The sequence below is a fragment of the Streptomyces ortus genome (assembly GCF_026341275.1).
GTDB classification, from domain to species: domain Bacteria; phylum Actinomycetota; class Actinomycetes; order Streptomycetales; family Streptomycetaceae; genus Streptomyces; species Streptomyces ortus.
The window spans coordinates 1300381-1325439 of record NZ_JAIFZO010000002.1 but is presented as its reverse complement, the minus strand read 5'-3'; the positions used below and the strand labels follow the sequence as shown (position 1 = coordinate 1325439).

25 protein-coding genes are annotated in these 25059 nt (G+C 71.5%); 23 read left to right on the top strand and 2 right to left on the bottom strand.

Annotated features, from left to right (window positions below; all coding sequences use genetic code 11):
- Position 1: 1 nt before the first annotated feature.
- The 7 genes from K3769_RS09155 to K3769_RS09125 all read left to right on the top strand — a co-directional run bounded on the left by K3769_RS09155 (position 2) and on the right by K3769_RS09125 (position 4766).
- The gene (locus K3769_RS09155; RefSeq protein WP_189769981.1) at positions 2-166 is read left to right on the top strand and encodes a hypothetical protein; all 165 of its coding nucleotides are present in this window, start codon (positions 2-4) and stop codon (positions 164-166) included.
- Positions 163-849: an imidazole glycerol phosphate synthase subunit HisH gene (hisH, locus tag K3769_RS09150; RefSeq protein WP_267025930.1), complete on the top strand. Its 687-nt coding sequence runs from the start codon at positions 163-165 to the stop codon at positions 847-849. Before K3769_RS09155 ends, hisH begins: the two co-directional genes overlap by 4 nt.
- A 3-nt stretch (positions 850-852) precedes the next feature.
- Positions 853-1578 (top strand): bifunctional 1-(5-phosphoribosyl)-5-((5-phosphoribosylamino)methylideneamino)imidazole-4-carboxamide isomerase/phosphoribosylanthranilate isomerase PriA, encoded by a 726-nt coding sequence (gene priA / locus K3769_RS09145; protein ID WP_267025929.1) that lies wholly within the window; start codon positions 853-855, stop codon positions 1576-1578.
- Complete coding sequence (locus K3769_RS09140) at positions 1575-2000, top strand: RidA family protein (RefSeq protein ID WP_267025928.1); 426 nt, start codon at positions 1575-1577, stop codon at positions 1998-2000. The genes priA and K3769_RS09140 overlap by 4 nt, the downstream gene beginning before the upstream one ends.
- The gene (gene hisF / locus K3769_RS09135) at positions 1997-2752 is read left to right on the top strand and encodes an imidazole glycerol phosphate synthase subunit HisF (RefSeq protein ID WP_267025927.1); all 756 of its coding nucleotides are present in this window, start codon (positions 1997-1999) and stop codon (positions 2750-2752) included. Before K3769_RS09140 ends, hisF begins: the two co-directional genes overlap by 4 nt.
- A gap of 128 nt (positions 2753-2880) precedes the next feature.
- Positions 2881-3468: an ArsR/SmtB family transcription factor gene (locus K3769_RS09130; protein ID WP_267025926.1), complete on the top strand. Its 588-nt coding sequence runs from the start codon at positions 2881-2883 to the stop codon at positions 3466-3468.
- A 29-nt stretch (positions 3469-3497) separates the two neighbouring features.
- The gene (locus K3769_RS09125; protein WP_267025925.1) at positions 3498-4766 is read left to right on the top strand and encodes an MFS transporter; all 1269 of its coding nucleotides are present in this window, start codon (positions 3498-3500) and stop codon (positions 4764-4766) included.
- Positions 4767-4815: 49 nt separating this feature from the next.
- Here K3769_RS09125 and K3769_RS09120 read toward each other — a convergent pair whose 3' ends face one another.
- Complete coding sequence (locus K3769_RS09120) at positions 4816-5451, bottom strand: TIGR03085 family metal-binding protein (RefSeq protein ID WP_267025924.1); 636 nt, start codon at positions 5449-5451, stop codon at positions 4816-4818.
- A gap of 142 nt (positions 5452-5593) precedes the next feature.
- Here K3769_RS09120 and hisI point away from each other — a divergent pair, with 142 nt between their 5' ends.
- From hisI to K3769_RS09055, 14 genes are all read left to right on the top strand, one after another.
- Entirely contained in the window at positions 5594-6007 is a 414-nt protein-coding gene (gene hisI / locus K3769_RS09115; protein ID WP_267025923.1) for a phosphoribosyl-AMP cyclohydrolase, read from the top strand.
- Between the two features lie 11 nt (positions 6008-6018).
- The gene (locus tag K3769_RS09110) at positions 6019-7506 is read left to right on the top strand and encodes an anthranilate synthase component I (protein WP_267025922.1); all 1488 of its coding nucleotides are present in this window, start codon (positions 6019-6021) and stop codon (positions 7504-7506) included.
- Positions 7507-7628: 122 nt separating this feature from the next.
- On the top strand, positions 7629-8270 hold the full coding sequence (locus K3769_RS09105) for a TIGR02234 family membrane protein (protein ID WP_267031298.1): 642 nt from the start codon (positions 7629-7631) through the stop codon (positions 8268-8270).
- Positions 8271-8577: 307 nt separating this feature from the next.
- Complete coding sequence (locus K3769_RS09100; RefSeq protein WP_189770002.1) at positions 8578-8811, top strand: HGxxPAAW family protein; 234 nt, start codon at positions 8578-8580, stop codon at positions 8809-8811.
- Between the two features lie 93 nt (positions 8812-8904).
- Positions 8905-9378: a DUF2752 domain-containing protein gene (locus K3769_RS09095; RefSeq protein WP_267025921.1), complete on the top strand. Its 474-nt coding sequence runs from the start codon at positions 8905-8907 to the stop codon at positions 9376-9378.
- Positions 9379-9570: 192 nt separating this feature from the next.
- Positions 9571-10380, top strand: coding sequence for an indole-3-glycerol phosphate synthase TrpC (trpC, locus tag K3769_RS09090; protein WP_107017524.1), 810 nt, complete (start codon positions 9571-9573; stop codon positions 10378-10380).
- A gap of 147 nt (positions 10381-10527) precedes the next feature.
- The gene (gene trpM / locus K3769_RS41085) at positions 10528-10695 is read left to right on the top strand and encodes a tryptophan biosynthesis modulator TrpM (RefSeq protein ID WP_369016277.1); all 168 of its coding nucleotides are present in this window, start codon (positions 10528-10530) and stop codon (positions 10693-10695) included.
- A 188-nt stretch (positions 10696-10883) separates the two neighbouring features.
- Positions 10884-12176, top strand: a complete 1293-nt coding sequence (gene trpB, locus K3769_RS09085) for a tryptophan synthase subunit beta (RefSeq protein WP_267025920.1) — start codon at positions 10884-10886, stop codon at positions 12174-12176.
- Entirely contained in the window at positions 12173-12988 is an 816-nt protein-coding gene (gene trpA / locus K3769_RS09080) for a tryptophan synthase subunit alpha (protein ID WP_267025919.1), read from the top strand. Before trpB ends, trpA begins: the two co-directional genes overlap by 4 nt.
- Positions 12989-13147: 159 nt before the next feature.
- Positions 13148-13924, top strand: coding sequence for a DsbA family protein (locus K3769_RS09075; protein WP_267025918.1), 777 nt, complete (start codon positions 13148-13150; stop codon positions 13922-13924).
- Between the two features lie 122 nt (positions 13925-14046).
- Positions 14047-15045: a prolipoprotein diacylglyceryl transferase gene (gene lgt, locus K3769_RS09070; protein WP_267025917.1), complete on the top strand. Its 999-nt coding sequence runs from the start codon at positions 14047-14049 to the stop codon at positions 15043-15045.
- Between the two features lie 179 nt (positions 15046-15224).
- Positions 15225-15956 carry a VIT1/CCC1 transporter family protein gene (locus tag K3769_RS09065; RefSeq protein ID WP_267025916.1) on the top strand — a complete coding sequence of 244 codons (732 nt, stop codon included), beginning with the start codon at positions 15225-15227 and terminating at the stop codon, positions 15954-15956.
- Between the two features lie 412 nt (positions 15957-16368).
- Positions 16369-20964 carry a glutamate synthase large subunit gene (gene gltB, locus K3769_RS09060; protein ID WP_267025915.1) on the top strand — a complete coding sequence of 1532 codons (4596 nt, stop codon included), beginning with the start codon at positions 16369-16371 and terminating at the stop codon, positions 20962-20964.
- The gene (locus K3769_RS09055; protein ID WP_267025914.1) at positions 20957-22417 is read left to right on the top strand and encodes a glutamate synthase subunit beta; all 1461 of its coding nucleotides are present in this window, start codon (positions 20957-20959) and stop codon (positions 22415-22417) included. The genes gltB and K3769_RS09055 overlap by 8 nt, the downstream gene beginning before the upstream one ends.
- A 219-nt stretch (positions 22418-22636) precedes the next feature.
- On the opposite strand, the gene K3769_RS09050 is transcribed toward K3769_RS09055, so the two are convergent.
- The gene (locus K3769_RS09050; protein WP_267025913.1) at positions 22637-23470 is read right to left on the bottom strand and encodes a chitosanase; all 834 of its coding nucleotides are present in this window, start codon (positions 23468-23470) and stop codon (positions 22637-22639) included.
- A gap of 74 nt (positions 23471-23544) precedes the next feature.
- On the opposite strand from K3769_RS09050, the gene K3769_RS09045 reads away from it, so the two are divergent.
- The gene (locus K3769_RS09045; protein WP_267025912.1) at positions 23545-23763 is read left to right on the top strand and encodes a hypothetical protein; all 219 of its coding nucleotides are present in this window, start codon (positions 23545-23547) and stop codon (positions 23761-23763) included.
- 10 nt (positions 23764-23773) lie between these two features.
- Positions 23774-24877 (top strand): hypothetical protein, encoded by a 1104-nt coding sequence (locus tag K3769_RS09040; RefSeq protein ID WP_267025911.1) that lies wholly within the window; start codon positions 23774-23776, stop codon positions 24875-24877.
- Positions 24878-25059 lie beyond the last annotated feature (182 nt).

Sequence of the window (25059 nt, the reverse complement as noted above, 5' to 3'; positions counted from 1 at the left end):
CATGAGCGGCCTCTCCACCGTCCTGATCGTCGTCGGGCTCTTCCTGCTCGGCGGCGTCTACTCCTTCGTCAAGCAGCAGATGCCCAAGAGCCTCATCATCCTGCTGTCCATCGGCGCGGCCATGTGTCTCGTGGCCGGTGTCGTCCGCCTGGAGGTGTGGAATTGAGTACTCCTGACACCCCTGACGCCTCTGCGGTTACGTCTTCGAGCGCCCCTTCCAAGCGAGTGGTCGTCTTCGACTACGGCTTCGGGAACGTCAGGTCCGCCGAACGCGCCCTCGCCCGTGCGGGCGCCGACGTCGAGATCACCCGCGACTACGACAAGGCCATGGCCGCGGACGGGCTGCTGGTGCCGGGCGTCGGCGCCTTCGCCGCCTGCATGAAGGGCCTGCGGGAGGCGCGCGGCGACTGGATCGTCGGCCGCCGTCTCGCCGGTGGCCGCCCGGTCCTGGGCATCTGCGTCGGGATGCAGATCCTCTTCGAGCGCGGCATCGAACACGGCGTGGAGACCGAGGGCCTCGACGAGTGGCCCGGCTCGGTCGAGCCGCTGCAGGCCGACATCGTGCCCCACATGGGCTGGAACACCGTCGAGGCGCCGGCCGGCTCGAAGCTGTTCGCCGGCCTCGACGCCGACGCGCGCTTCTACTTCGTGCACTCGTACGCCGTCCACGACTGGTCCCTGGAGACCGGGAACCCGGCGATGCGCTCGCCGCTCGTCACCTGGTCCACGCACGGCAAGCCCTTCGTGGCGGCCGTCGAGAACGGCGCCCTGTGGGCCACCCAGTTCCACCCCGAGAAGTCCGGCGACGCCGGAGCCCAGCTGCTCACCAACTGGATCGGAACCCTGTAGACCATGGCCAAGCTCGAACTCCTCCCCGCCGTCGACGTCCGTGACGGCCAGGCCGTCCGGCTCGTGCACGGCGAGTCCGGCACGGAGACCTCGTACGGTTCCCCGCTCGACGCCGCCCTCGCCTGGCAGCGGTCCGGCGCCGAGTGGCTGCACCTGGTGGACCTGGACGCCGCGTTCGGCACGGGCGACAACCGCGCGCTGATCGCCGAGGTCGCCCGCGCCATGGACATCAAGGTGGAACTGTCCGGCGGCATCCGCGACGACGACACGCTCGCCGCCGCTCTCGCCACCGGCTGCACCCGCGTCAACCTCGGCACCGCCGCCCTGGAGACCCCCGAGTGGGTCGCCAAGGTCATCGCCGAGCACGGCGACCAGATCGCGGTCGGCCTCGACGTACGCGGCACCACCCTGCGCGGCCGTGGCTGGACGCGGGACGGCGGCGACCTCTACGAGACGCTGGAGCGCCTCGACAAGGAGGGCTGCGCGCGGTACGTCGTCACCGACATCGCCAAGGACGGCACCCTCCAGGGCCCGAACCTGGACCTCCTGAAGAACGTCTGCGCGGCCACCGACCGCCCCGTCGTCGCTTCCGGAGGCGTCTCGTCGCTGGACGACCTGCGGGCCATCGCCGACCTCGTGCCCCTCGGCGTCGAGGGCGCGATCGTCGGAAAGGCCCTGTACGCCAAGGCGTTCACCCTGGAAGAGGCACTCGCGGCGGTGGCCGGATGAGTGCCGTGCGACGCGTCACGACCGGCGCCCCCTGGGAGGAGGCCTTCGGCTACTCCCGCGCGGTGGAACTGCCGAACGGCCTGGTCCTGGTCTCCGGCTGCACCTCCGTGGTGGACGGCCAGATCGCCGGCGGCGACCCGTACGAGCAGGCCGTCAACTCCTTCAAGGTCGCCCTCGCGGCCCTGGAGCAGCTCGGCCTCGGCCGCGAGCACGTCGTCCGTACGCGCATGTACCTCACGCACGCCCGGGACGTGGAGGACATCGGCCGCGCCCACAAGGAGTTCTTCGACGCGGTCCGGCCGGCCGCCTCGATGATCATCGTCTCCGGTTTCGTGGACCCAGGCCTGGTGGTCGAGGTCGAGGTGGAGGCGTACCGGGAGGCGGCGTCCGGGGCGGAGTCCGGCGCGGAGTCCGCGTCATGACCCTCGCCGTACGTGTCATCCCCTGCCTGGACGTCGACAACGGCCGGGTCGTCAAGGGTGTCAACTTCCAGAACCTGCGCGACGCGGGCGACCCCGTCGAGATGGCCAAGGTCTACGACGCCGAGGGTGCCGACGAGCTGACGTTCCTGGACATCACCGCGTCCTCCGGCAACCGTGAGACCACCTACGACGTGGTGCGCCGCACCGCCGAGCAGGTGTTCATCCCGCTCACGGTGGGCGGCGGCGTACGCACCGCCGAGGACGTCGACAAGCTGCTGCGGGCCGGCGCGGACAAGGTCGGCGTGAACACCGCCGCCATCGCCCGCCCCGACCTCATCCGCGAGATCGCGGAGCGCTTCGGACGGCAGGTGCTGGTCCTGTCGGTGGACGCGCGCAGGACGGCCGCCGGGACCTTCGAGGTGACCACCCACGGCGGTCGCGAGGGCACCGGCATCGACGCCGTCGAGTGGGCGCACCGGGCCGCCGAGCTGGGCGCGGGCGAGATCCTGCTCAACTCGATGGACGCCGACGGCACGAAGGACGGCTACGACCTGGAGATGATCGCGGCCGTACGCAAGCACGTGAGCGTGCCGGTCATCGCCTCCGGCGGCGCGGGCGGCCTCGGCGACTTCGCCCCGGCCGTCACCGCGGGCGCGGACGCCGTGCTCGCCGCCTCCGTCTTCCACTTCGGCGACCTACGAATCGGCGAGGTGAAGCAGACGCTGCGGACGGCGGGCCACCCCGTCCGGTGACGTTCCACCGACGCCGCACCGACGAGAGCCCCGGCCGCTGAGCGGCCGGGGCTCTTTTCACGCGGTTATGCAAGAAAAGTTGCGCAGTTTTTATTGCACAAGTTTTCTTTCGTATCTACGGTGTTGTCATGACCGGCACGGAGAACCACCCCATCACGGACCTGGGCACCCTCAAGGCCCTGGCCCACCCCCTCCGGATGCGGCTCTACCGAGGCCTGTGCGTGGCCCGTACCGCCACCGCCTCCCAGCTCGCCGAGCAGGTCGACGAAGCGGTCTCGCTGGTCAGCTACCACCTGCGCAAGCTCGCCGAGCACGGGCTGATCGAGGCGGCCGACCCGCAGAGCGGCGACGCCCGCGAACGCTGGTGGCAGCCCGCCACCCAAGGCGTGAGCATCAGGGACGAGGACTTCCGGTACGCACCCGAGCGGGCCGCCGCGCACCTCGCCGCCACCCGGCTCTTCCACCAGCAGCGATCCGACATGTACCGCCGCTACCTCGACGAACGACTGACCTGGGGCCCCGAGTGGGCCTCCGCGGCCCCGGACAACGAGTCCCTGCTGCGGCTGACCGCCGCCGAACTGGCCGAGCTGAGCGAGGAGTTGCTCGCCCTCGCGAAGAAGTACGACGAGAAGGGGCGGGCCGCCGAGGCCGCGGGCGAGACCGAGGGGCGCGAGAACGTCGCGCTGCACGCGCTCGCGTTCCCGTTCCGTGCCTGACAGTCCGTGCGTCCCAGGAGGCCACCGACGTGACCGTCACTCCCGCGATCTCCGAAGCCGCCCCGCCGACCCCTGAGCGCCCCGCCCACCGCGACCCCGACGTCCTGCGCTGGCTCGGCGCGTACGCCTCCTCGGCGATCGGCGACAACGTCTACTACGTGGCGCTGTCCTGGGCCGCCGTGCAGGCGGGCACGCCCTCGCAGGCCGGGCTCGTGATGGCCGCGAGCGCCCTGCCGCGTGCTCTGCTCATGCTCGGCGGGGGAGTGGTCGCCGACCGTTTCGGCCCGCGTCGCGTGCTGCTCGCCGGCAACGGCGTGCGGTGCGCGACGGTGGTCGCCGTCGCCGCCCTGCTGCTGGTGAGCAGCCCCGGGCTCTGGCTGCTCGGGGCGCTCGCCCTGATCTTCGGCGTGGTCGACGCCGTGCTCATGCCCGCCCTGGGTGCGCTGCCGGCCCGGATCACCGCCCGTGGCCAACTGGCCCGTGTACAGGGCATGCGGGGCATGGCGAACCGGCTCGCGAACGTACTGGGCGCCCCGCTCGGCGGCCTCGGAGTGGCGCTCGGCGGCGCCGCGGCGGCCTTCGGCACGGCCGCCCTGCTCTTCGCGGTCGCGCTGCCGCTGCTGGCGGCCGTCCGGATACGACACCGATCACGGGAGGGGGCCGCCGGACAGGAACAGCTTCCACGGCCGACGGCCGCACGGGATCTCCGCGACGGACTGACCTACCTCCGGCGCAACCCCGTCCTCGCCCGGCTCATGGTGGTCATCGCGCTGAGCGACCTCGGGTTCGTCGGGCCGCTGAACGTCGGACTCACCCTCCTCGCGGACGAACGCGGCTGGGGTGCCTCGGGGATGGGCTGGGTGCTGGCCGGCTTCGGGACCGGGGCGGGAGCGATGTCCCTGCTGCTGACCGTGCGGGGAAGGGTCCCGCGCGCGGGGCTGGCGCTGTCCGCGACGATCACCGTCGGGGCCGTCGCCGTCGGGGCGATCGCGTACGCGCCCACGCTCGCCGCGGCCGTCGGCGTGGCGCTCGCCGTGGGCCTGCTCGCCGGGCTGAGCGGGGCGCTGTGCTCGGCGCTGATGCAGACCGAGTCGGACCCCGCGTTCATCGGACGGGTGACTTCCGTGGCCGGCCTCTTCAGCCTGGGCATCGCCCCGCTCACGTTCCCGTTGACCGGTGCCGCGGTCGCTCTCTGGGGGACAGGGCCCGTGTTCGTCGCCAGTGCGGGCGTGTGTGCGCTCGGAGGGCTGGCGGGGCTCGGGTCCGGGGCGTTGCGGAGGGCGGAACTGCCGCTGTAGGTGTCCGCCCGCGCCCCTGGCGGTACAGGGCGCGGGGGACGTGCCCGGCCTACAGGCCCAGTTGCTTGGTTTCCTGGAGTTTGGTGATCGCGTCCTTGTCGCCGTCCACCTCCACGTCGGCCACGCTCTGGCGGCCGTGGGCGAAGAGGACCAGCTCCGAGGGGTCCCCGGTGACCGTGACCACGGGGGTGCCCTTGTGGGCGACGACCGTCTGGCCGTCCGGGCGGCGCAGGACCAGACCGGTGGGCGCGCCCCGGCCCATCATCCTGGCGACGCGTTCGAGCCGGGACCACAGGGCGTCCTGGAAGACCGGGTCGAGCACCCGGGGCACCCAGTCGGGCCGGGCACGGCGTACGTCCTCGGTGTGGACGTAGAACTCGATCGCGTTCGACGCCTCGTCGATCTGCTTCAGGTTGAACGGCGAGAATCGCGGCGGCCCCGTACGGATGAGCTGGATCAGCTCCTCGTACGGTTTCGCGGCGAACTCCGCCATCACCCGGTCGAGCCGGGACGCGAGCTGCTTGATCAGGATGCCGCCGGCGGCGTCCGGGCGGCGCTCGCGCACCACGACGTGGGCGGCGAGATCGCGGGTGTTCCAGCCCTCGCACAGAGTGGGGGCGTCCGGTCCCTCGGCCTCCAACAGATCGGCGAGGAGAAGTCGTTCACGCTTCGCATGGGTCGACATGCCTGCCAGCCTACGACCGCTCCCGCGGTACGCCCACTCCTCCGGGCCACCGGTCCGCCGTCCACGGGTCCCCGTCGGGCCGACCCTCTCAGCCAGTGGACGCCGTCCGGGCGCGTACGGCCGGCGCGGCACAATGGTCGGCATGACCAGCACGCCCACGCCCAGCAGGCCCAGCGGCCTGGACCCCGAGATCGCCGCACGCCTCAAGCGCGGCGCCGACGGGCTCGTACCCGCCATCGCCCAGCAGTACGACACCGGTGAGGTGCTGATGCTCGGCTGGATGGACGACGAGGCGCTGCATCGCACGCTGACGACCGGGCGGTGCACCTACTGGTCCCGCAGCCGCCGGGAGTACTGGGTCAAGGGCGACACCTCAGGGCACGTCCAGTGGGTCAAGTCCGTGGCCCTCGACTGTGACGCCGACACCCTGCTGGTCAAGGTCGATCAGGTGGGCGCCGCCTGCCACACCGGCGACCGCACCTGCTTCGACGCCGACGTGCTGCTCGCGGAGAGGACCGGGGACGCCGGTTCCGGCGTACCGGCCGTGGATCAGTAAGGTCAGCGGCCATGGACCTCGACACCTTCCGCAAGCTGGCCACCGACCGGCGTGTCATCCCCGTCAGCCGCAAGCTCCTCGCGGACGGCGACACACCCGTCGCGCTCTACCGCAAGCTCGCCGACGAGCGCCCCGGCACCTTCCTCCTGGAGTCCGCGGAGAACGGCCGCACGTGGTCCCGCTACTCCTTCGTCGGCGTCCGGTCGGCAGCCACCCTCACCGAGCGCGACGGACAGGCGCATTGGCTCGGCACCCCGCCCGTCGGCGTCCCGGCCGACGGCGACCCCCTCGCGGCCCTGCGCGCCACCATCGAGACCCTGCACACCCCGCACGACCTCGCCCACGGCCAGGCGCTTCCGCCGTTCACCGGCGGCATGGTCGGCTACCTCGGCTACGACATCGTGCGCCGCCTGGAGAAGATCGGCCCCGGCGAGCGCGACGACCTGAAGCTGCCCGAGCTGACCATGCTGCTCACCAGCGACCTCGCCGTCCTGGACCACTGGGACGGCTCGGTCCTGCTGATCGCCAACGCGATCAACCACAACGACCTCGACTCGGGCGTCGACGAGGCCTACCACGACGCCGTGGCCCGCCTCGACGCCATGGAGGCGGACCTGTCGCGGCCCGTCTCGCAGCCGCCCGCCGCGCTCCCGCCGTCCGAACTCCCCGAGTACACGGCACTTTGGGGCGGCCCCGACTACCAGGTCGCCGTCGACGACATCAAGGAGCGCATCCGGGCCGGCGAGGCCTTCCAGGTCGTCCCCTCCCAGCGCTTCGAGACGGCGTGCACGGCGAGCGCGCTGGACGTCTACCGGGTCCTGCGGGCGACCAACCCCTCCCCGTACATGTACCTCTTCCGCTTCGACGGCTTCGATGTCGTGGGCTCCTCCCCGGAGGCCCTGGTCAAGGTCGAGGACGGGCAGGCGATGGTCCACCCCATCGCGGGCACCAGGCCGCGCGGCGCCACCGTCCAGGAGGACCAGGCCCTCGCCGACGAGCTGATCGGCGACCCCAAGGAACGCGCCGAGCACCTGATGCTCGTCGACCTGGGCCGCAACGACCTGGGCCGGGTCTGCGAGCCCGGCTCCGTGGAGGTCGTCGACTTCATGTCCATCGAGCGCTACTCGCACGTCATGCACATCGTGTCGACCGTCACCGGCAGGGTCGCCGAGGGGCGTACGGCCTTCGACGTACTGACCGCCTGCTTCCCCGCCGGCACGCTCTCGGGCGCCCCCAAGCCCCGCGCGATGCAGATCATCGACGAACTGGAGCCCTCGCGGCGCGGTCTGTACGGCGGCTGCGTCGGCTACCTCGACTTCGCGGGCGACTCCGACACCGCGATCGCCATCCGTACGGCCCTGCTGCGCGACGGCACGGCGTACGTGCAGGCGGGCGCCGGGGTCGTCGCCGACTCGGACCCCGTCGCCGAGGACACCGAGTGCCGCAACAAGGCGGCGGCGGTCCTGCGCGCGGTCCACACGGCCAACCGGCTCTCCTGACGGGCCCCGTTCCGACGGGCCCGGGGCGGCACGCGCGAGCAGGTCGACAAGGCGACAATTCTGGTCAGTGCGACGTGGCTCACGTGTCCTCGGGTGACGGTTCGCCCGGAGTTCAGGCGATAGTGGGGTACGTGACTGCTGTACCGCACCCCCGATCCGAAGCCCCCGGGCCCGGCCGCGCCGGCCGCCGGAGCCTCGCCGTCGCCCTGTTGTCCGGCGCGCTCGGCGCGGCCCTCGTGCTGCTCGCCACCCGGCGCGGCTGGTCGGGCGGCACGGCGACCGTGGCCGGCGGCGACTTCCCGCTGAGCGCCTCAGGAAGTGACGTCACGGGCGTCCCCGCCGCCCTGGCGATCGTGGGACTCGCCTCCCTCGTCGCCGTCTTCGCCGTCCGCCGGGCCGGGCGTTTCCTGGTCGCCGGCCTTCTCGCGCTCTCCGGCGCGGGCACGATCGCCTCGGCGCTCCTCGGCCTCTCCGACAGCTCCGCGCTGGACGAGAAGGCCGCGGCGGCGACCGGGGACACCGCCGCGACCGTGGGCACGATGACGCACACCGGCTGGCCGTACGTGGCCGCGGCGGGTGGGCTGCTGCTGCTCGTCGCGGGGCTGCTGGCGCTGCGGTACGGGCGGGGCTGGCCGACCATGTCGGGGCGGTATGAGCGGGACGGGACGCCTCGGCCGCGGCGGGCCCGGACGCCGGTCGATCCCGACCGGCCGGAGGAGATCTGGAAGGCGCTCGACCGGGGCGAGGACCCTACGGGGGCGTAACCGTTCCACGGGGGGTTGCGTCCGGGGACGAAGAGATTGCGCCCATTGCGCCGTTCCCCGCGCCCCTGAAGGATCAAAGACAAAAGATTGCGCCGTTCCCCGCGCCCCTGAAGGATCAAAGACAGAAGATTGCGCCGTTCCCCGCGCCCCCGAAAGGGCGCAGCCCTCCGCGTCCGCCCAGCGGGCCGCGGTCGCCGGGAGCCCATCGCGCACCCCCGCTGAACTCACCCACGCCCGTGCGGGACAATGGGGGTGAGCGTCCGGCTCACCCACGTACTCACACACGTACAGCAACGAGGAGCAAGTCATGGCGGGCAGCAGCCACGGCCACACCCCGGCCGCCTGGACCGGTGTCATCATCGCCTTCATCGGTTTCTGCGTCTCCGGTGCCTTCATGGTGCTGGCCAGCCCGCTGGGCTTCTGGGCGGGCATGGTCATCGTCGTCCTCGGCGGCGTGGTCGGCATGGCCATGCGCGCGGCGGGCCTCGGCCAGCCGAAGAACTCGCACCCCACCCACCAGGTGGCGTCGGCCGAGAGCTGACCCCGGCAGGCTGCCCAGGAGGCGGGTCCGGCGCGTGGAGCCAGCGCCGGGGCCGCCTCCCGCCGCGTGCGGCCCGCACCCCCGCGCGGCAGAATGCGACGCGTGAACGCCGAATCCCAGAGAGTGACGCCCGCCCCCGGAGACCCCTCCGGAGCCGCTCCCGGATCCGCTGCGATGCTGCGACGGCTCGCCGTGCCCGGCGGGATCCTCCTGGCCGTCGCCGCGGCCTTCGCGTACGTGGGAACCGTCGACCCGAACGAACCGGGCCACTACCCCGCCTGCCCCCTGCTCCGTTACGCCGGCCTGTACTGCCCCGGCTGCGGAGGGCTGCGCAGCGCTTACGCCGTCGTGCACGGCGACCTCGGGGCGGCCCTCGGGGCCAACGCGCTCGCCGTGCTCGGCTATCTGGTCTTCGCCGCGCTGTGGACCGTCTGGGTGGTCCGCACGGCCCGCGGCCGGCCGATGGACATCGATCCCGGCCCGCCCCTGCTGTGGAGCCTCGGCGCGTTGTCGCTGGTCTTCACCGTTGTCCGGAACCTGCCGTTCGGTGGCTGGCTGCACCCTTGATCAATCAGGGAACGTCCAGGTAGTGGGACCGGCGTCAACCGGATGTGAGGCCCAAGCCCTCCTGCGGATACCATCGCAGTGACCACCGGTTTCGCCCGATGCGACGAAACCCGGTCTACGCGGAACCGCACCAAGCGCACCAACCGCTTCAACTGCTTCAACCGTTCACCGTCTGGGAAGGGGGCCGCTCGCGTGAGTGTGCTCGACGAGATCATCGACGGAGTCCGTGCCGACCTCGCGGAACGGCAGGCGCGGGTCAGCCTCGACGAGCTCAAGGAGCGCGCCGCGAAGGCTCAGCCCGCCAAGGACGGTGTCGCGGCCCTGCGCGGCGACGGCGTCAAGGTCATCTGCGAGGTCAAGCGCTCCAGCCCGTCCAAGGGCGCGCTCGCCGCGATCGCCGACCCCGCGGCCCTCGCCGCGGACTACGAGGCGGGCGGCGCGGCCGTCATCTCCGTGCTCACCGAGCAGCGCCGCTTCGGCGGCTCGCTGGCCGACCTGGAGGCCGTCCGGGCCCGGGTCGACATCCCGGTGCTGCGCAAGGACTTCATCGTCACGTCGTACCAGCTGTGGGAGGCCCGCGCGTACGGGGCCGACCTCGCGCTGCTGATCGTGGCCGCCCTCGACCAGCCCGCCCTGGAGTCCCTCATCGAGCGCGCCGAGTCCATCGGGCTCACCCCGCTCGTCGAGGTGCACGACGAGGACGAGATCGACCGGGCGGTGGACGCCGGGGCGAAGGTCATCGGCGTCAACGCGCGCAACCTCAAGGACCTCAAGGTCGACCGCGGCACCTTCGAGCGCATCGCGCCCGAGATCCCCGCGCACATCGTGAAGATCGCCGAGTCCGGTGTCCGCGGCCCGCACGACCTCATCGCCTACGCCAACGCGGGCGCCGACGCCGTACTCGTCGGCGAGTCCCTGGTGACCGGCCGGGACCCGAAGACCGCCGTCTCCGACCTGGTCGCCGCGGGCGCGCACCCCGCGCTGCGGCACGGACGGGGCTGACCCCTCCCGATGAGCGCCGACCGCACCCCCGCCACGGCCACCCGTCCGGGCTCCCGCCCCGACGGTGGTCCGGCGTGCCTGGGGCCCGTCGCCGTCGGGGAGTGTCCGCAGAGTCCCGCCGGCCCCGCGACCCGGCCCGGGCTCCCGGTGGCCCACGGCCCGTACGCCCGGCTCGCCCGCGGCTGCCGTCCGCGTGGCTGCCGGGCGCCCGCGCGGCGCGTGCACGGGCGCCGGGTGCGGTACGTCATCGGTGACGAGCCCGGTCAGGTGAACGGCATGCGATGGCGTCGGCGCGTGTCACCTGCGGTGAGCTGAGCCGCGTCCAAACGTTCCGCCGGATGCCCGTTGTGAAACCGCGGGCCGGTGAGGGCTGGGCGCGCCCCGCGGCGGAGCCGCACATGTCACGGCCCCGCGCCCCCGAAGGGCGCTGCCGAACCGCAGACGAGACCTACGTGACCCCCTTCCGACCTATCCCGGGGCCGACGCCCCTGCGAGGTAACCGCATGTCCAGCGAGTTCTTCATTCCCGATCCCGAGGGCCGGGTTCCCAGCGCCGAGGGCTACTTCGGCGCGTTCGGCGGCAAGTTCATCCCGGAGGCGCTGGTCGCCGCCGTGGACGAGGTCGCCGTCGAGTACGACAAGGCGAAGTCCGACCCCGAGTTCGCCCGCGAACTGGACGACCTGCTCGTCCACTACACCGGCCGGCCCAGCTCCCTCACCGAGGTCGAGCGGTTCGCCGAGCACGCCGGGGGCGCCCGGGTCTTCCTGAAGAGGGAGGACCTCAACCACACCGGCTCCCACAAGATCAACAACGTGCTCGGTCAGGCCCTGCTCACCAAGCGCATGGGCAAGACCCGCGTCATCGCCGAGACCGGCGCCGGCCAGCACGGCGTCGCCACGGCCACCGCCTGCGCGCTGTTCGGCCTCGAATGCACCATCTACATGGGCGAGATCGACACCGAGCGCCAGGCCCTGAACGTGGCCCGGATGCGCATGCTCGGCGCCGAGGTCATCGCCGTGAAGTCCGGCAGCCGCACACTGAAGGACGCCATCAACGAGGCCTTCCGCGACTGGGTCGCCAACGTCGACCGCACCCACTACCTCTTCGGCACGGTCGCCGGACCGCACCCCTTCCCGGCGATGGTCCGCGACTTCCACCGCGTCATCGGCGTCGAGGCCAGGCGCCAGATCCTGGAGCGCGCGGGCCGCCTCCCGGACGCGGCCATCGCCTGCGTCGGCGGCGGCTCGAACGCCATCGGCCTCTTCCACGCCTTCATCCCGGACGCGGACGTACGCCTCGTCGGCTGCGAGCCCGCCGGACACGGCGTCGACACCGGCGAGCACGCGGCCACCCTGACGGCCGGCGAACCGGGCATCCTGCACGGCTCCCGCAGTTACGTCCTCCAGGACGAGGAGGGCCAGATCACCGAGCCCTACTCGATCTCGGCCGGTCTCGACTACCCGGGCATCGGCCCCGAGCACGCCTACCTCAAGGACAGCGGCCGGGGCGAGTACCGGGCCGTCACCGACGACGCGGCCATGCAGGCCCTGCGCCTGCTGTCCCGCACCGAGGGCATCATCCCGGCCATCGAGAGCGCCCACGCGCTGGCCGGAGCCCTGGAGGTCGGCAGGGAGCTGGGCCCGGACGGGCTGATCGTCGTCAACCTCTCGGGCCGCGGCGACAAGGACATGGACACGGCCGCGCGGTACTTCGGCCTGTACGACGAGGGCGCCGACGCCGTCGTCGAGGCGGACGCAGACGGCGACACCGCCGAGATCGAGGGGGACGCCAAGTGAGCGGCAACGTACAGCTGTTGAGTGACACCCTCGCCGGCGCGAAGGCGGCGGGCCGGTCCGCGCTCATCGCGTACCTGCCGGCCGGCTTCCCGACCGTGGACGGCGGCATCGCGGCGATCAAGGCCGTCTTCGACGGCGGCGCGGACGTCGTCGAGGTGGGGCTGCCGCACAGCGACCCGGTCCTGGACGGACCCGTCATCCAGACCGCCGACGACATCGCCCTGCGCGGCGGCGTCAAGATCGCCGACGTGATGCGCACGGTGCGTGAGGCGTACGAGGCGACCGGCAGGCCCGTCCTGGTGATGACGTACTGGAACCCCATCGACCGCTACGGCGTCGAGCGCTTCACCGCCGAGCTCGCCGAGGCGGGCGGCGCCGGATGCATCCTGCCCGACCTCCCCGTGCAGGAGTCGGGGCTGTGGAGGGAGCACGCGGAGAAGCACGGTCTCGCGACCGTCTTCGTCGTCGCGCCCAGCAGCAAGGACGCCCGCCTCGCCGAGATCACCGCGGCCGGTTCCGGCTTCGTGTACGCGGCCTCGCTGATGGGTGTGACCGGTACCCGCGCGTCCGTGGGCGCCCAGGCGCAGGACCTCGTCCGGCGCACCAAGGCCACCACCGACCTCCCGGTCTGTGTCGGCCTCGGCGTCTCGAACGCCGTACAGGCGGCCGAGGTCGCCGGGTTCGCCGACGGTGTCATCGTCGGTTCGGCGTTCGTGAAGCTGATGCTGGACGCCCCCGACGAGAACGCGGGCCTGGACGCCGTCCGTGCACTCGCCGCCGACCTGGCCAAAGGCGTGCGCGGCCCGGTGTGACGACGCGACGTGACAACGCGACGTGACGACGTGACGTGACGACGCGGTGTGACGACGCGATGGGATGACGCGATGGGATGACGAACGGTTCACTCACTCGAACGGGTGGACCTGGGGCCGGGGAGGCGCGGTGCGCCTCCCCGGTTCGTTCTGCGGGATGTGAGCGAGAAGAACCGTGAGGGAAAGCGCACCGCCCGCGAGCGGCTGGCGGAAGAGCGAGACAAGCAGAAGAAGGCCGACAAGCGCCGCCGGGTGCTGGTGGTGGGCGGCGCGATCGTCTGCGTACTGGCCCTGGCCGGGGTGATCGGCGTCCTGGCCGCGAATTCGGGCGGCGACAAGGCGGACACCGAGGCGGGCCCGCTGACGGCTCCTTCGGGGGCGAACGGCGACGACAGCCTCGCCATCCCCGTCGGCAAGGAGAGCGCGAAGTCGACGCTCACCGTGTGGGAGGACTTCCGCTGCCCGGCCTGCAAGAGCTTCGAGGACCGCTACCGCTCGACGGTCCATGAGCTGACGGAGTCCGGACAGCTGAAGGTCGAGTACCACCTGGCGACCCTGATCGACGGGAACATGCGCGGCAGCGGCTCCCTGCGCGCCGCCAACGCCGCCGCGTGCGCCCAGGACGCCGGGAAGTTCCCCGCGTACCACGACGTGCTGTTCGAGAACCAGCCCGCCGAGGCGGACGACGCGTACGCGAAGAACGGCAAGCTGATCGAGCTGGCGGGCAAGGTCGACGGGCTCACCACCGACGCGTTCGAGAAGTGCGTCGAGGGCGGTACGCACGACAGCTGGGTCGCCAAGTCCCATCAGGCCTTCCAGGGCGGCGGCTTCGGCGGCACGCCGACGGTCCTGCTGAACGGGAAGAACATCTACCAGGACCAGACGATGACCCCGGCCAAGCTGAAGCAGATGGTGCAGCAGGCCGACAAGGCGTGAGCCCGGAGCGGGGCCCGCGGACACGCCCCGCGGTCGGCGGGGTCCCGCCCGGTCTCGTTATGGACCCGTAGCCCGGGCGGGTTGCCGTACGTGCCGCCCGGCAGGGTAGCGTCGACCCCGCCATGGAATTTGCCTATATCCCCAGTCCTTCGCGCGGTGTGCTGCACCTCGGCCCCATTCCGCTGCGTGGCTACGCGTTCTGCATCATCATCGGCGTCTTCGTAGCCGTCTGGCTCGGCAACAAGCGGTGGGTCGCACGCGGGGGCCGGCCAGGCACCGTGGCGGACATCGCCGTGTGGGCCGTGCCCTTCGGCCTCGTCGGCGGGCGGTTGTACCACGTCATCACCGACTACCAGCTGTACTTCAGCGAGGGTCAGGACTGGGTCGACGCCTTCAAGATCTGGGAGGGCGGCCTCGGCATCTGGGGGGCCATCGCGTTCGGCGCGGTGGGCGCCTGGATCGGCTGCCGCAGCCGTGGCATCCCGCTGCCGGCCTGGGCCGACGCCCTCGCCCCCGGCATCGCCCTCGCGCAGGCCATCGGCCGCTGGGGCAACTGGTTCAACCAGGAGCTGTACGGGCGCGAGACCGATCTGCCCTGGGCCCTGCACATCACGTCCGTGACGGACGGCCGCGAACCCGGCTACTACCACCCGACGTTCCTGTACGAGTCGTTGTGGTGCGTCGGTGTCGCGTTCCTCGTGATCTGGGCCGACCGCCGCTTCAAGCTCGGCCACGGCCGGGCCTTCGCGCTGTACGTCGCCGCGTACTGCGTGGGGCGCTTCTGGATCGAGTACATGCGTGTCGACGAGGCCCACCACTTCCTGGGCCTGCGTCTGAACGGCTGGACGTCGATCGTCGTCTTCGTCCTCGCCGTGGTCTACATCGTGCTGTCGGCGCGCAGCAGGCCGGGCCGCGAGGAGGTCGTCGAACCGGGCGACCCGGACGACGCCAACGACGCGAAAGACGCGAACGACACGGCCGAGGACGGCGCCGCGGTGGACCTGGACAAGAAGTCCGAGGACGACACCGAGGCAGCGGACAAGGCCGAGGGCAAGGCGGAGGCCGAGCCGGAGGACAAGGTGGAGGAGAAGGACGGGGCCGGGTCGGCCAAGAAGTCCTGAGCTCCGCGTCTGCGGGTATGTGGAAGGGGGCGCCCCCGGAACTCGGGGCGCCCCCTTCCGCATACCCGCAGACGCGAACGTGCAGGTAAGTACGGCCTTCCTTGCTGGCGGGGGCGGAATTTCCGGCGTAGGTTCGGGGTTGTCCAAAAGTAGAAGAAGTCCAAACAAGGGGACCCCGCATGGCCGTCATAGAGACCGAGGCAGCGCTGCACGAGGCGCACCGTGACAACCACACCCACCGGGACGTGAACGGCGGCTGGCTGCGCCCCGCCGTCTTCGGTGCGATGGACGGCCTCGTCTCCAACCTGGCGCTGATGACCGGTGTGGCCGGCGGAGCCGTCTCGCATCGGACCGTCGTCATCACCGGACTCGCGGGACTGGCCGCGGGCGCCTTCTCCATGGCCGCCGGCGAGTACACCTCCGTCGCCTCGCAACGCGAACTCGTCGAGGCCGAACTCGACGTCGAACGCCGGGAGTTGAGGAAGCACCCGCAGGACGAGGAGCGTGAACTCGCGCTGCTGTACCAGGCCCGCGGGGTGGAGCCCGCGCTGGCCGGCGAGGTCGCCCGGCAGCTGTCCCGGGATCCCGAGCAGGCGCTGGAGATCCACGCGCGGGAGGAGCTGGGCATCGATCCCGGCGATCTGCCCTCGCCCCTCGTCGCCGCCGTGTCGAGCTTCGGCGCGTTCGCCCTGGGCGCCCTGCTCCCCGTCCTGCCGTATCTGCTGGGGGCCGCCACCCTCTGGCCCGCCCTGCTGCTCGCCGCCCTCGGGCTCTTCGCCTGCGGTGCGATCGTCGCCAAGGTGACCGCGAGGTCGTGGTGGTTCAGCGGGCTGCGACAGCTCGCGCTGGGCGGGGCCGCGGCCGGTGTGACGTACGCCCTGGGCAGTTTCTTCGGAACGGCCGTAGGATGACCGACACCGTCTGATCGCGCACCTATGCAAGGGACTGCATAAGTAGTCGTTACTCGGCGGTTTCGAACGCTTAACCATTGGGCATGAGCCGTAAGCGCCGTGGGCAATGACGCCCGCGCCGCACCACACGCACATCATCAGCAGCAGGTGACGTTGCCTGCCGCGACCGGGCCGACGGTCATCGATCTGACCGAAAAGGCCCCTTTTTCCGGCCGCCACGAGCGGAGCCCCGCCGCGACCCGTGGCGTCCGCATGGTGGAACGCGGTATCCGGTTCACGAGAACCGCTCCATCATGTAACCTGCACGAAATTTTGCACTCTCGCTAAGGGCCAACGTCGTCCCTCGGCACTTGCCCCCAGAGCCTCAAGGCCTGGGAGGTGCCCCCCAGACACGACGACGACGGGAGAGCCGATGCGTACGCCGCGCCAGCCGTCCCAGCACTCCGAGAATGGCCAGAACTGGTCCTTCATGGATGCTCGCCCTGCCGCGCAGGGAATGTACGACCCGCGCAACGAGCACGACGCCTGCGGCGTCGGCTTCGTGGCGACCCTCACCGGTGAGGCGAGCCACGCGCTGGTCGAACAGGCGCTGACCGTACTCCGCAACCTGGAGCACCGCGGCGCGACCGGCTCGGAACCCGACTCCGGGGACGGCGCGGGCATCCTGTCCCAGGTCCCCGACGCCTTCTTCCGCGAGGTGGCCGGATTCGAGCTGCCCGAGGCCGGCTCGTACGCGGTCGGCATCGCCTTCCTGCCCGAGGACGTCACCGCCGACGCCGTCTCACGCATCGAGACGATCGCCGCCGAGGAGAACCTCACGGTGCTCGGCTGGCGCGAGGTCCCGGTCGCCCCCGGACTCCTCGGCGTCACCGCCCGCTCGACGATGCCGCACTTCCGGCAGGTGTTCGTGGGGGACGGTTCCAGCCAGGGGATCGACCTCGACCGCAAGGCGTTCGCGCTGCGCAAGCGTGCCGAGCGCGAGGCCGGCGTGTACTTCCCGTCGCTCTCCGCCCGCACCATCGTCTACAAGGGCATGCTGACCACCGGCCAGCTGGAGCCCTTCTTCCCGGACCTGTCCGACCGCCGCTTCGCCTCCGCGATCGCGCTCGTGCACTCCCGGTTCTCCACCAACACCTTCCCGAGCTGGCCGCTCGCCCACCCGTACCGCTTCGTCGCGCACAACGGCGAGATCAACACGGTCAAGGGCAACCGCAACTGGATGGCGGCCCGCGAGTCCCAGCTCGTCTCCGACCTGTTCGGCGCACAGGACAGCCTCGACCGGATCTTCCCGATCTGTACGCCCGACGCGTCCGACTCCGCCTCCTTCGACGAGGTCCTGGAGCTGCTGCACCTCGGCGGCCGGTCCCTCCCGCACTCCGTGCTCATGATGATCCCGGAGGCCTGGGAGAACCACGCCTCCATGGACCCGGCCCGCCGTGCCTTCTACCAGTTCCACTCCACCCAGATGGAGCCCTGGGACGGCCCGGCCTGCGTCACCTTCACCGACGGCACCCAGGTCGGCGCGGTCCTCGACCGCAACGGTCTGCGCCCCGGCCGCTACTGGGTCACCGACGACGGCCTCGTCGTCCTCGGCTCCGAGGTCGGCGTCCTCGACATCGACCCCGCGAAGGTCGTCCGCAAGGGCCGCCTGCAGCCCGGCCGCATGTTCCTCGTGGACACCGCCGAGCACCGCATCATCGAGGACGACGAGATCAAGGCCGGCCTCGCCGCCGAGAACCCGTACGCCGAGTGGCTGGAAGCCGGCGAGATCGAGCTCTCCGACCTGCCCGAGCGTGAGCACATCGTGCACACCCACGCCTCGGTCACCCGCCGCCAGCAGACCTTCGGCTACACCGAGGAAGAGCTGCGCGTCATCCTCGCCCCGATGGCCAAGACCGCCGGCGAGCCCCTCGGCTCCATGGGCACGGACTCCCCGATCGCGGCCCTGTCCGAGCGCCCCCGGCTGCTCTTCGACTACTTCACCCAGCTGTTCGCGCAGGTCACCAACCCGCCGCTGGACGCCATCCGCGAAGAGCTGGTCACCTCGCTGCGCTCCTCGCTCGGCCCCGCGGGCAACCTCCTCGAACCGACCGCCGCGTCCTGTCGCAGCGTCACCCTGCCCTTCCCGGTGATCGACAACGACGAGCTGGCCAAGCTCATCCACATCAACGCCGACGGCGACATGCCCGGGATGAAGGCCGCGACGCTCTCCGGCCTGTACCGCGTCTCCGGCGGCGGCGACTCCCTCGCCGCCCGTATCGAGGAGATCTGCACCGAGGCCGACGCCGCCATCGAGAACGGCGCCCGGCTGATCGTCCTCTCGGACCGGCACTCCGACGCCGAGCACGCGCCGATCCCCTCGCTGCTGCTCACCGCGGCCGTCCACCACCACCTCATCCGCACCAAGCAGCGCACCCAGGTGGGCCTGCTGGTCGAGGCGGGCGACGTCCGCGAGGTCCACCACGTGGCCCTCCTCATCGGCTTCGGCGCCGCGGCCGTCAACCCGTACCTGGCGATGGAGTCCGTCGAGGACCTGGTCAGGGCCGGTACGTTCCTGCCGGGCATGGAGCCCGAGCAGGCCATCCGCAACCTGATCTACGCGCTCGGCAAGGGCGTCCTCAAGGTCATGTCCAAGATGGGCATCTCCACCGTCGCCTCCTACCGCGGCGCCCAGGTCTTCGAGGCCGTCGGCCTCGACACGGCCTTCGTGCAGAAGTACTTCAGCGGCACCGCCACCAAGATCGGCGGCGTCGGCATCGACGTCGTCGCCAAGGAGGTCGCCGCCCGCCACGCGAAGGCGTACCCGGCCAGCGGCATCGCGCCCGCGCACCGCGCCCTCGACATAGGCGGCGAGTACCAGTGGCGCCGCGAGGGCGAGCCGCACCTGTTCGACCCCGAGACGGTCTTCCGCCTCCAGCACTCGGCGCGCAGCAACCGCTACGACATCTTCAAGAAGTACACGGACCGGGTGAACGAGCAGTCCGAGCGCCTCATGACGCTGCGCGGCCTGTTCGGCTTCGACTCGGGCCGCGAGCCGATCTCGATCGACGAGGTCGAGCCGGTCAGCGAGATCGTCAAGCGCTTCTCCACCGGCGCCATGTCGTACGGCTCCATCTCCAAGGAAGCCCACGAGACGCTCGCCATCGCCATGAACCAGCTGGGCGCCAAGTCCAACACCGGTGAGGGCGGCGAGGACCCGGACCGCCTCTACGACCCGGCGCGCCGCTCCTCCATCAAGCAGGTCGCCTCCGGCCGCTTCGGCGTCACCTCCGAGTACCTGGTCAACGCGGACGACATCCAGATCAAGATGGCCCAGGGCGCCAAGCCCGGCGAGGGCGGCCAGCTGCCCGGCCACAAGGTCTACCCGTGGGTCGCCAAGACCCGGCACAGCACCCCCGGCGTGGGCCTCATCTCCCCGCCCCCGCACCACGACATCTACTCCATCGAAGACCTCGCCCAGCTGATCCACGACCTGAAGAACGCGAACCCGCAGGCGCGGATCCACGTGAAACTGGTCTCCGAGGTCGGCGTCGGCACGGTCGCCGCGGGTGTCTCCAAGGCCCACGCGGACGTCGTCCTGATCTCCGGCCACGACGGCGGAACGGGCGCCTCCCCGCTCACCTCGCTCAAGCATGCGGGCGGTCCCTGGGAGCTCGGCCTCGCCGAGACCCAGCAGACGCTGCTCCTCAACGGCCTGCGCGACCGCATCGTCGTACAGACCGACGGCCAGCTGAAGACCGGCCGTGACGTCGTCATCGCCGCGCTGCTCGGCGCCGAGGAGTTCGGTTTCGCGACCGCGCCGCTCGTCGTCTCCGGCTGCGTCATGATGCGCGTCTGCCACCTCGACACCTGCCCGGTCGGCATCGCCACCCAGAACCCCGTCCTGCGCGACCGGTTCACCGGCAAGGCCGAGTACATCGTCAACTTCTTCAAGTTCATCGCCGAAGAGGTCCGCGAGATCCTGGCCGAGCTGGGCTTCCGCTCCATCGAGGAGGCCGTCGGTCACGCCGAGGCGCTCGACGTGGCCCGCGCGGTCGACCACTGGAAGGCGCAGGGCCTGGACCTGGCCCCGCTCTTCCACGTGCCCGCGCTGCCCGAGGGCGCGGCCCTGCACCAGACCATCAAGCAGGACCACGGCCTGGAGAAGGCGCTCGACAACGAGCTGATCAAGCTCGCCGCCGACGCCCTGAACGCGACCGGCGCCACCGACGCCCAGCCGGTCCGCGCCCAGGTCGCCATCCGCAACATCAACCGCACGGTCGGCACCATGCTCGGCCACGAGGTGACCAAGAAGTTCGGCGGCGCGGGCCTGCCCGACGACACCGTCGACATCACCTTCACCGGCAGCGCGGGCCAGTCCTTCGGCGCCTTCCTGCCGCGCGGCGTCACGCTGCGCCTGGAGGGTGACGCCAACGACTACGTCGGCAAGGGCCTCTCCGGCGGCCGGGTGATCGTCCGCCCCGACCGGGGCGCCGACCACCTCGCCGAGTTCTCCACCATCGCGGGCAACACCATCGCGTACGGGGCGACAGGCGGCGAGCTCTTCCTGCGCGGCCGTACCGGCGAGCGCTTCTGCGTCCGCAACTCCGGTGCGACCGTGGTCGCCGAGGGCGTGGGCGACCACGGCTGCGAGTACATGACCGGCGGCCACGCCGTCGTCATCGGCGAGACGGGCCGCAACTTCGCGGCCGGCATGTCGGGCGGCATCGCGTACGTCATCGACCTGGACCTCGACAACGTCAACGCCGGCAACCTCGGCGCGGTCGAGGCTCTCGACGACACCGACAAGCAGTGGCTGCACGACGTCGTGCGCCGCCACCAGGAGGAGACGGCCTCCACCGTCGCCGAGAAGCTGCTGGCCGAGTGGGACACCGCGGTGGAGCGCTTCAGCAAGATCATCCCCAGCACGTACAAGGCAGTGCTCGCCGCCAAGGACGCCGCCGAGCGAGCCGGACTCGACGAGTCCGCGATCACCGAGAAGATGATGGAGGCGGCGACCAATGGCTGATCCCAAGGGCTTTCTGAACCATGGCCGAGAGGTCGCCAGGACCCGCCCCGTCGAGGAGCGCGTCAGGGACTGGAACGAGGTCTACGTCCCGGGCTCCCTCCTGCCGATCATCCCCACGCAGGCCTCGCGCTGCATGGACTGCGGCATCCCGTTCTGCCACCAGGGCTGTCCGCTGGGGAACCTCATCCCCGAGTGGAACGACTTCGCGTACCGCGAGGACTGGTCCGCCGCGTCCGATCGGCTGCACGCCACGAACAACTTCCCGGAGTTCACCGGCCGGCTGTGCCCCGCCCCTTGCGAGTCGGCGTGCGTGCTGGGCATCAACCAGCCCGCCGTGACCATCAAGAACGTCGAGGTCTCGATCATCGACAAGGCGTGGGACAGCGGCGACGTCGCCCCCCGCGTCCCCGAGCGCCTCTCCGGCAAGACGGTCGCCGTCATCGGCTCCGGTCCCGCGGGCCTGGCCGCCGCACAGCAGCTCACCCGGGCCGGCCACACGGTCGCCGTCTACGAGCGCGCGGACCGCGTCGGTGGCCTCCTGCGCTACGGCATCCCCGAGTTCAAGATGGAGAAGCGGCACATCAACCGCCGCATCGAGCAGATGCGCGCGGAGGGCACCCGCTTCCGCACGGGCATCGAGATCGGCCGCGACCTCAAGGCCACCGACCTGCGCAAGCGGTACGACGCCGTGGTCATCGCGGCCGGCGCCACCGTCTCCCGCGACCTGCCGGTCCCCGGCCGCGAACTGAACGGCATCCACTTCGCGATGGAGTACCTGCCGCTCGCCAACAAGGTGCAGGAGGGCGACTTCGTGGCGCCCCCCATCACCGCCGAGGGCAAGCACGTCGTCGTCATCGGCGGCGGCGACACCGGCGCGGACTGCGTGGGCACCGCCCACCGCCAGGGCGCGGCCTCCGTCACCCAGCTGGAGATCATGCCGCAGCCGGGCGCTGAGCGCGCTCCGCACCAGCCGTGGCCGACCTTCCCCATGCTCTACAAGGTGACCTCCGCGCACGAGGAGGGCGGCGAGCGGGTCTACGCCGTCTCCACCACCCACTTCGAGGGCGACGAGGACGGCAACGTCCAGTGGCTGCACCTCGGTGAGGTCGAGTTCATCGACGGCAAGCTCACCCCCAAGCCGGGCACGGAGCGCAAGATCCCCGCCCAGCTCGTCACCCTCGCCATGGGCTTCACCGGCACCGACCAGGAGAACGGACTGGTCTCCCAGTTCGCCCTCGACCTCGACGAGCGCGGCAACATCGCCCGCGACCGCGACTACGCGACCAACGTGCCCGGCGTGTTCGTCGCCGGTGACGCCGGGCGCGGGCAGTCCCTCATCGTCTGGGCCATCGCGGAGGGCCGCTCGGCCGCCCGCGGGGTCGACCGCTTCCTGACCGGGGCCAGCGAACTGCCGGCGCCGGTCCGTCCCACGGACCGCTCCCTGATGGTCTGACGCTCCACCCCCAAAGACGTCCCGTACAACGGTGTACGGAACTGAGCGCGGCGCCTGCCCCAGTCCCCGACCGGACCTGGCGGGCGCCGTGGTGCGTCCGGGCGCCGTTGCGCCCCTGGGCCTTCAGGGGCGCGGGGAACTGCGCAAAGGGGGGCGAGGGGGCGGAGCCCCCATGCGGTGACGGGAACGGGTAGGGGCGGCGGGGGCGGGAAAAAAGGCCTACTTCACCTCGTACGACTGGCCGTACACCTGCCACTTCAGCGGCGTGTCCAGGTCCAGATTCCCGTCGTACAGGAACCGCCGCTGAGCCGTGTCCACACGGGACGTGTCCCCACGCCCCTCGTCCTCCATCGTCTTCTTCCGCACGTCCAGGAAGATGTCCAGGTACGACTTCTCCCCGCCGCCCTCCGCAGGAGTGTCCGCCTCCGCCATCGCCCGCTCGCGGATGCCGTAGAAGCCGGGATCCCTGCCGGGCCCGTGCATCACCATGGCGTCGTAGTAGACGAACTGCCCCAGCACCCCCAGCCCGTCCCGCTTCGCGAGCCGCACCGCGGGGTCGAAGTACACCCGGTCCCGCTCGGAATCCTGAGCCCGCCGGAACGCCGCCTTGCGCGACTCCGCCTTCCAGGCGGCCACGAACGCGGAGCCCAGCCCGTCGTGGGACGCGGAGCCGTCGACCTCGCGCAGAGCGGGCAGATAGCGGGCCAGAGCGTTGTCCGGACGGGACTTCGTGTAGCGCTCGACCAGGACGAGCAGATCGTGCGTCCCGGTGGTGAAGCCGATGATGCCCGCCGTGTACCCGCGGCCGTCGTCGATGTCCTCGATGTAGTCGTACTGCGCCCGCCAGTCCAGACTGGAGTTCTCCGCGCTGGACACGATCCGCTGGGCCAGCTCCTTCTTCTCCGGCGCGTCCAGGCCGGCCTTCCGGACGTCGGGAGTCGCGCTCCCGCCGTCCTGACGCGCACCGTCACCGCTCCCGCCGGGCACGACGGAACAGGCCGCCACCGCGAACAGGGGGACGACGGCGAACAGCAGACGGCCAGCGCGTTTCATGAGCAAAGAGTACGATCGGCGCAGGGTGCCGTGCCGCATCGGGTGGACTGTCTGTGAGCATCGGGGGAGGACCAGTGAGCGCGGAGGAACGAGCCCTGCTGCGGGCGGAGTTGGGTGTTCCACTGCCGGACGCCTTCGGTGAACTGGACGGCCCGCAGGCCCGGTTGCTCGCCGAGGCACTGCGCCGGGCACGGCAGCGCCGGACGTCCGGGCTGAACGAGTCCGTCGAGGACGCCCTCACCCTCGTACCAGCCCTGACCAGGCAACCCGTCCGCCGGATGCTCTTCCGCTGAGGGAACTCGCATGGACACACTGCGCGGCAGAGCCGAGACCCTCAAGCTCGCCCGGCTGCTGGACGTCGAGCCACAGCGACTGGCGTTCCTCGAAGAGCTGCCCGCCGACGACGTACGCGTCTTCCGCGAGCGGGCCGTCGCCGCGCTCTTCGGCGAGGACGCCGCCCTGCTCGACCGCATCGCCGCCATGACGAGACTGCTGCCCGCGTCCGTCGCCGCGGGCATCGCCCAGAAAGCACTGGGCCCGCGATTGGCCGCCGCGCTCGCCGGACGCCTCGAACCGGCCCGCGCGGCCGACATCATCGACCGGCTCCCCGTCGACTTCACGGCCCGCTGCTGCCACCACGTCGACCCGCGCCGTATCGCCGGGATCATGGGCAGGCTCGACGACGACATCGTCGTACGCATCGCCCTCGTCCTCGCCGAGCGCGGCGACCACCTCACGATGGGCCGGTTCGTCGGCCATCTGCGGGACTCGGCGCTGAACAGCGTCCTGCCGCGACTCGACGAAACGACTCTGCTGCGCACGGGCTTCGTCATCGACCACCCCGAGCGGCTCGGACACATCGTCGGACTGCTCGACGACGAACGGGTCACCGCGGTCATCACGGCCGCCGCCGACCACGGCCTGTGGCCCGAGGCCATCGCCGTCGCGGGCATGGCGGCCGGTGAGCAGGGGGCCCGGATCGCGTCGCTGACCGCCGCGCAGCCCGAGGCCCGGCTCGACTCCCTGATACGCGTCACGGCCGAGCAGGACCTGTGGGAGTCGCTGCTGCCGATCGTGTCGCTGCTGAGCGAGGACGAACTGCGGGCCGTCGCCGCGCTGCCCGCGCTGCGGGACCCAGCGGTGCTGGACGGGCTCGTCCGCGGGGTGGTGGCGACCGGTCTCTGGGGGGAGTTCCTGCCACTCGTACGGGTGTTGCCGCCGAGCGCGCGGCGGGTGGTGGCGGGGGCCGCGGGGGCGCTCGACGACGCGGGGCTCGACGCGCTGGCCCGGGGGGTCGACAAGGAGGACCTGTGGGAGCTGGTGCTTCCGCTGGTCGAGCTGATGTCCGACGCGGCGCGGGAGAGGGTTCTTGCGCTGCGGGCGTTCCGGGGGCGGGCGGCGGGGTAGGGCGGCCCGCTCGGGGCAGGTTGCGCCGTTCCCCGCGCCCCCAAAAGCGAAAGACTGCGCCGTTCCCCGCGCCCCTGCGGGCGAAAAGCCAAGGACTGCGCCGTTCCCCGCGCCCCTGAATCACCCCCCTGAACCGTGCCCCCAGAAGTGGGCGGGCAAGGACGGGCTGAACAAACTCTTCG